Origin of the sequence: Ruminococcus sp. YE282, from assembly GCA_900101355.1 — a bacterium.
Lineage (GTDB): Bacteria > Bacillota > Clostridia > Oscillospirales > Acutalibacteraceae > Ruminococcoides > Ruminococcoides bromii_A.
Genome location: FMUV01000063.1, coordinates 1 through 5194 on the forward strand (window position 1 = coordinate 1; position 5194 = coordinate 5194).

Here is a 5194-nt window from a genome sequence, read left to right on the forward strand (position 1 = left end):
AATGTATCCACGGCGCACTGCTGCGAACGAACCGCTCGATACAAGCCGAAGGCACCTTTGGCGTCATCAAGTATGACCGTTGGTACAAACGAATGGTGCGAAAAGGTCAGCAAAGGGTTAAACTGGAGATTTATCTGGTTTCTATCGGGTTTAACCTCCACAAATTCTATAACAAGCAAAACAGACTCCAAAAGGCTGCGTGATATTCAAAGAGCTGTTCCTTTGGGGTAAGGGGAAACGTGCGGTTTTTTCAACATTTTTCCGCATAACTGCTGCAAAAAAGAGGGCGCTGTGAAGTCGGAAGCTTTTAGCTTCGTTTCTTCACAGCGCCTTTGCTGTTTAATTAGGTTTTCAGTTCAGTTTTTTAATTGATTATTTGCTTATTATATGGTGAAAATTAATTTCTCAGCCTTTCTCTTATGGCTAAAATTTCTTCGGGAATATCCTCGTCCTTAAGGGTTTTATGCACATCGCAGGTTCCTGCCTCTTTTGAGGTCTCGTAATACCAATGCTTATAATTGAGGGTATCAAGCGTTTGTTTTAGCTGTTCTATTTGTTTCAGCACAGCTTCCTTGCGGCGGTCAATAAGTTCAAGTCTTTGCTCAATTGTTGAGTCACCCTCGATGCACCAATCTACAAATTTTTTAATTTCCTTAATCGGCATTCCTGTTTTTTTCAGACATTCGATTATAGAAAGCCACTCAAGGTCGGAATCTTTAAACATACGGATTCCGCTTTTTGAACGTTCAACAAACGGCAAAAGCCCTTCTTTATCGTAATATCTCAGCGTTGACGGAGCAATGTTGACTCTTTTGGAAATCTCGCCGACCGTATATAACATATTATCAACTCTTTAAAAAAATTTTGAAAAATACTCTTGACTTAAAGTTTACTTTAAGTAGTAGAGTATAGATGAACTTGCAAGGTGATTATATCACTGCAAACAAAAAATGTCAATCAGGAGGTACTGTATGGTATTAAATGAAAAATACAAGTTAAACAACGGAATAGAAATACCTAAGCTCGGTTTGGGCACTTGGATGATACCTGATAGCGAAGTTGACTCGGCGGTAAAGTCTGCTGTAAAACTCGGTTATCGTCTTATTGACACCGCCCAAGCATACGGGAATGAATCAGGAGTCGGAAGCGGAATCCGAAGCTGCGGAGTTTCAAGAGATGAGATGTTTGTCACAAGTAAGGTCGCAGCCGAAAACAAAACATATGATTCGGCTTTAAGCTCAATTGACGAAAGCTTAAAAAAGACAGGACTTGATTATCTTGACCTTATGATAATACACAGTCCGCAGCCGTGGGCTGAATTTCGTGCGGAAAAACGTTATTTTGAAGAAAACAAAGAGGTGTGGCGTGCACTTGAGGATGTCTGTAAGGCAGGAAAGGTAAAGTCAATCGGCGTTTCAAACTTTCTTGCAGACGATTTGCAAAACATACTTGATGACTGAAAATAAAACCTGCGGTTAATCAAATTTTAACTCATATATCGAATACTCCGCTCGAGCTTATTAAGTTATGCGCTGAGAACGGTATTCTGTGCGAAGCTTATTCACCGATTGCACACGGCGAAGCACTCAAAAACAGAGTGATTGCCGAAACAGCGGCAAAATACAATGTGGAACCCGCACAACTTTGTGTACGATATTTTTTACAGCTTGGTATGGTTGCGCTGCCAAAAACCGCAAACCCAGAACATATGAAATCAAACGCCGATGTTGATTTTGTAATATCGGACAGTGATATGGATTTGCTAAAGAATCTTGAGAAAATCAAAGACTATGGTGAGTACAGCTTTTTCCCTGTATTCAGCGGTAAATAAGGAGATTATTGCAATGAAAGTAATGTCAAAAGAAGAATTTGAAAAACAGAATGTTTTCGGAACAGGAACGGAAAACACAGCTTATGCAAAATATTTTATAGGTAATTCATATCTTAATCCCTTGACTGCACCTCAGGACGGAGTATTCCTTGCTAATGTTACATTTGAGCCGGGATGCCGCAACAACTGGCATATTCACCACGCAAAATCAGGCGGCGGACAGATGTTGGTTTGTACCGCAGGAGAAGGTTGGTATCAGGAAGAGGGAAAAGAGGCTGTAAGCCTTGAACCCGGTTCGGTTATCGTTATACCGCCGAACGTTAAGCATTGGCACGGTGCAAAGCGTGACAGTTGGTTTTCTCACATTGCAATCGAAGTTCCCGGTGAGGATTGCCAGAACGAGTGGTGCGAAGCAGTAACAGATGACGAATATAATAAGCTTTAAGGAGAGATAAAAATGAAAAAGGTAACAGCAGGCAGAGACGCACTCGGAGAATTTGCTCCGAAATTCGCAGAATTAAATGATGATGTATTGTTTGGAGAGGTATGGTCACGTGAGGACAAGCTTTCTCCGAGAGACAGAAGCATGATAACCGTATCGGCTCTTATGGCAAGCGGAATTCTTGACAGTTCTTTAAAATATCATATATCCCATGCAAAAGAAAACGGCGTAACAAAAGAGGAAATGTCTGAGATGATAACGCATCTTGCGTTTTATGCTGGTTGGCCAAAAGCTTGGGCTGCATTCAATATGGCAAAAGAGATTTACTCTGAGGAGGACAATTGATGAAAGCACTGATTGTATATTATTCTTATACAGGCAATACCAAAAGAATTGCCCAGATGATACAAAATGATATTGGCGGAGATATTGCCGAAATTGAAACGGTTGTTCCGTATGAGGGCGATTACAATACCGTAGTTGACCAAGGACACGAAGAGGTAAAACGTGGATTTATGCCTCAAATTAAGCCGCTTAACGTTAATATTAAAGATTATGACACAGTGATTTTGGGTACCCCCGTTTGGTGGTATACATTTGCGCCGGCTGTTAAGACTTTTCTTAATAACAATGATTTTTCAGGTAAGACAATCTATACGTTTGCAACAAACGGCGGTTGGATTGGCCACACATTTAAAGATGTCAGCAATGCCTGCACAGGGGCAAATGTTAAGCCCGGAATAAATATTCGTTTTAATGAGAGTTCGCTTGTTACATCTGAAAATGAAATCAAAAAGTGGATAGAGAAAATAGGAGACTGACAGTATGAAAAAACTTTTAAGTGTCCGTGCGGCAGCGTGTTTGGTTATGACGGTGCTTTTGCTCTGTTTATTTGCAGGTTGCGGTTCAAGTTCCGATAATAAAGAAAGCAGCGGTTCTGCCTCTGTCGCTTCCGAAGTTTTGGCGCAGTCTGAAAGCAAAACAGAAAACTCAGAGAGGAGCAAGAAACATAAATGGGATACAAGGTTGATTTTGACGCACTTGACACCTTGTATTACAGCATTAACAATAAAGCAGTTGAATGGTCAGAAGCGTTGGGCGGAGTACATGAAAGTGTTAATAACCTTGCTGCCAGTGACTGTATTACAGGTGCAGGAGCGGAAAACATAAAATCGTATTTGTCTGAGGTACACAGTATGGTCATAGGACTTCTCGGACGAATTATTTCAGCACATGCAGATAATTGTTTGTTGTATAAACGTGCATATCAGGATAATATCGATACGTCAGTCCATGCAGTGATCCTCGAAGATGAACTGACAGATATTATAGGAGATTTACATGTTTATCAAAATCAGACTTATTCGGTAGATTGTCAAATCCGGAGTGCCTTGACAAGTATCAGCGATATATTTTATAATCAAAGCTACAGAGGATATTCAACGGTAGATGATGATTTTGAAACAACAAAGAATAAAGTAAAGACACTTGATAAGGATATTCATTCTCTTGAAAATAGTCATCTTAATTCAGATTTCACCAACACGGAAGTACTGTTGGAAAAACTAACTGCGTATCTCAATACACAACTCAGTAAACCTAAAAGCTACAAAACGGAATTCAGTCTGGAACAAGCGCAGAAAGACCCGACGCTTCAGGAGATAGCACTGGCATATAAGGCTCTGAGTGAAGAAAGCGATGCAAAACGCACTGCTTTGAAGACAGCTGGAGAAAACGAACAAGCCCGTGTTGAAATACTGCAAAAGGAATACGAGGAACGGCAGCAAACAGCAACAATAATCAATTGGGTAGTAACCGGACTTTGTATTGTGGGATCCATTGCAATAACTGTAGCTACTTGCGGTGCAGCATCGCCTTTAGCAGTTGCTTTAACTGTAGGAGCGGTTTCTGCGGGCAGCGGCGTAATTATGGCAGGAACACAGAGCATTACCAGTCAGTGGGTTGAAACAGGCGACCTTAGTAAAACCGACTGGTTAGATGTTGGAAAATGCTCACTTATTGCCGGAGTAACAGGATTTGTTACTGGCTTTGTTAGCGCAGGAGTCGGCGGCGTAGTCACTTCAAAGCTGGCAAGTGCCGCAGTAACAGCACCGCTTATAAACTCAAGCTCAACCGTAACGCGTGTAGCAACTCATGTTGTGATAGGAAGTGCATCCGAGGTCGCATCGGGAACGGTATCTCGTTTTGCGAGTGGCATTATCAGCACAGGTGATGTTGAAGAATCATTAAATCAAGCCTTTGATCCAAAGAATATACTCTTTGATGCTGCACTGGGCGGTGCAATGAGCGGCGTTCAGGGACTCAAAAAGCCACAGCAAAGTTATGCGGATTTGATGTCACCGGAAGACGCTGCAAAATATCGGCAATTCTTGGAACACGGAAGCACTTCCGGCTTTACTTCACCGGAACTAAAAGCCTTCGACAAGGTTGATGAAGCCCTTTTGATGAAGCGTATTGATTATGATGAAGTGTTGGCTGCAAGAAAATCTGCAATAACAAACAGCGATGGAACAATATGACCTGCCCCAGATTGAGCAGACAGTACAAAAACAGCCTAATTGGTAGAAAATAAAATTTTAAGCAACAAACTGATTTCGTGGCAACCCATAAAATTTTGTGTAAATAATAATCCTTCAAGCAATAACAGAATACAGGATTGCGGTTGCAATCAGGCTTTCTGATTTGCCCCGTGTCAACTTTTCATTCCTGTCTGCGGAATGTTATGCATGCCAAAGCGTGAATAACATTTTGCAGACAGGAAATTCTATTCTCAGGGGCAAATCAAGCAGGTATTCTGGCCTCAAATATTATTGATAACTGGCTTAAAACTACATCCCAGTTTCGACATCTTTGTGTCCAGCGTTCGACAATTTTTTGAGACGCTAAATACAACATTTTGC

General features: G+C 41.3%; 8 protein-coding genes. 7 read left to right on the plus strand and 1 reads right to left on the minus strand.

The window, feature by feature from the left end:
• Nucleotides 1-65: 65 nt before the first annotated feature.
• A complete protein-coding gene (locus tag BLP46_RS12385; protein WP_318259455.1) occupies nucleotides 66-203 on the plus strand; it encodes a hypothetical protein in 138 nt (45 codons plus the stop codon).
• A 194-nt stretch (nucleotides 204-397) separates the two neighbouring features.
• Here the strand turns inward: BLP46_RS12385 and BLP46_RS12390 are convergent, their stop codons facing one another.
• On the minus strand, nucleotides 398-841 hold the full coding sequence (locus tag BLP46_RS12390) for a MerR family transcriptional regulator (RefSeq protein WP_092979334.1): 444 nt from the start codon (nucleotides 839-841) through the stop codon (nucleotides 398-400).
• A 130-nt stretch (nucleotides 842-971) separates the two neighbouring features.
• On the opposite strand from BLP46_RS12390, the gene BLP46_RS13425 reads away from it, so the two are divergent.
• The 6 genes from BLP46_RS13425 to BLP46_RS12415 all read left to right on the plus strand — a co-directional run bounded on the left by BLP46_RS13425 (nucleotide 972) and on the right by BLP46_RS12415 (nucleotide 4813).
• Nucleotides 972-1460, plus strand: coding sequence for an aldo/keto reductase (locus tag BLP46_RS13425; RefSeq protein ID WP_318259628.1), 489 nt, complete (start codon nucleotides 972-974; stop codon nucleotides 1458-1460).
• A 59-nt stretch (nucleotides 1461-1519) separates the two neighbouring features.
• Nucleotides 1520-1831 (plus strand): aldo/keto reductase, encoded by a 312-nt coding sequence (locus BLP46_RS13430; RefSeq protein WP_318259629.1) that lies wholly within the window; start codon nucleotides 1520-1522, stop codon nucleotides 1829-1831.
• A 13-nt stretch (nucleotides 1832-1844) separates the two neighbouring features.
• Entirely contained in the window at nucleotides 1845-2276 is a 432-nt protein-coding gene (locus BLP46_RS12400) for a cupin domain-containing protein (RefSeq protein ID WP_092979336.1), read from the plus strand.
• A gap of 12 nt (nucleotides 2277-2288) precedes the next feature.
• Nucleotides 2289-2618, plus strand: a complete 330-nt coding sequence (locus BLP46_RS12405) for a carboxymuconolactone decarboxylase family protein (RefSeq protein WP_092979337.1) — start codon at nucleotides 2289-2291, stop codon at nucleotides 2616-2618.
• Nucleotides 2618-3094: a flavodoxin gene (locus BLP46_RS12410; protein WP_207645252.1), complete on the plus strand. Its 477-nt coding sequence runs from the start codon at nucleotides 2618-2620 to the stop codon at nucleotides 3092-3094. Before BLP46_RS12405 ends, BLP46_RS12410 begins: the two co-directional genes overlap by 1 nt.
• A gap of 192 nt (nucleotides 3095-3286) precedes the next feature.
• Nucleotides 3287-4813, plus strand: coding sequence for a T7SS effector LXG polymorphic toxin (locus BLP46_RS12415; RefSeq protein ID WP_092979341.1), 1527 nt, complete (start codon nucleotides 3287-3289; stop codon nucleotides 4811-4813).
• Nucleotides 4814-5194: the final 381 nt, after the last annotated feature.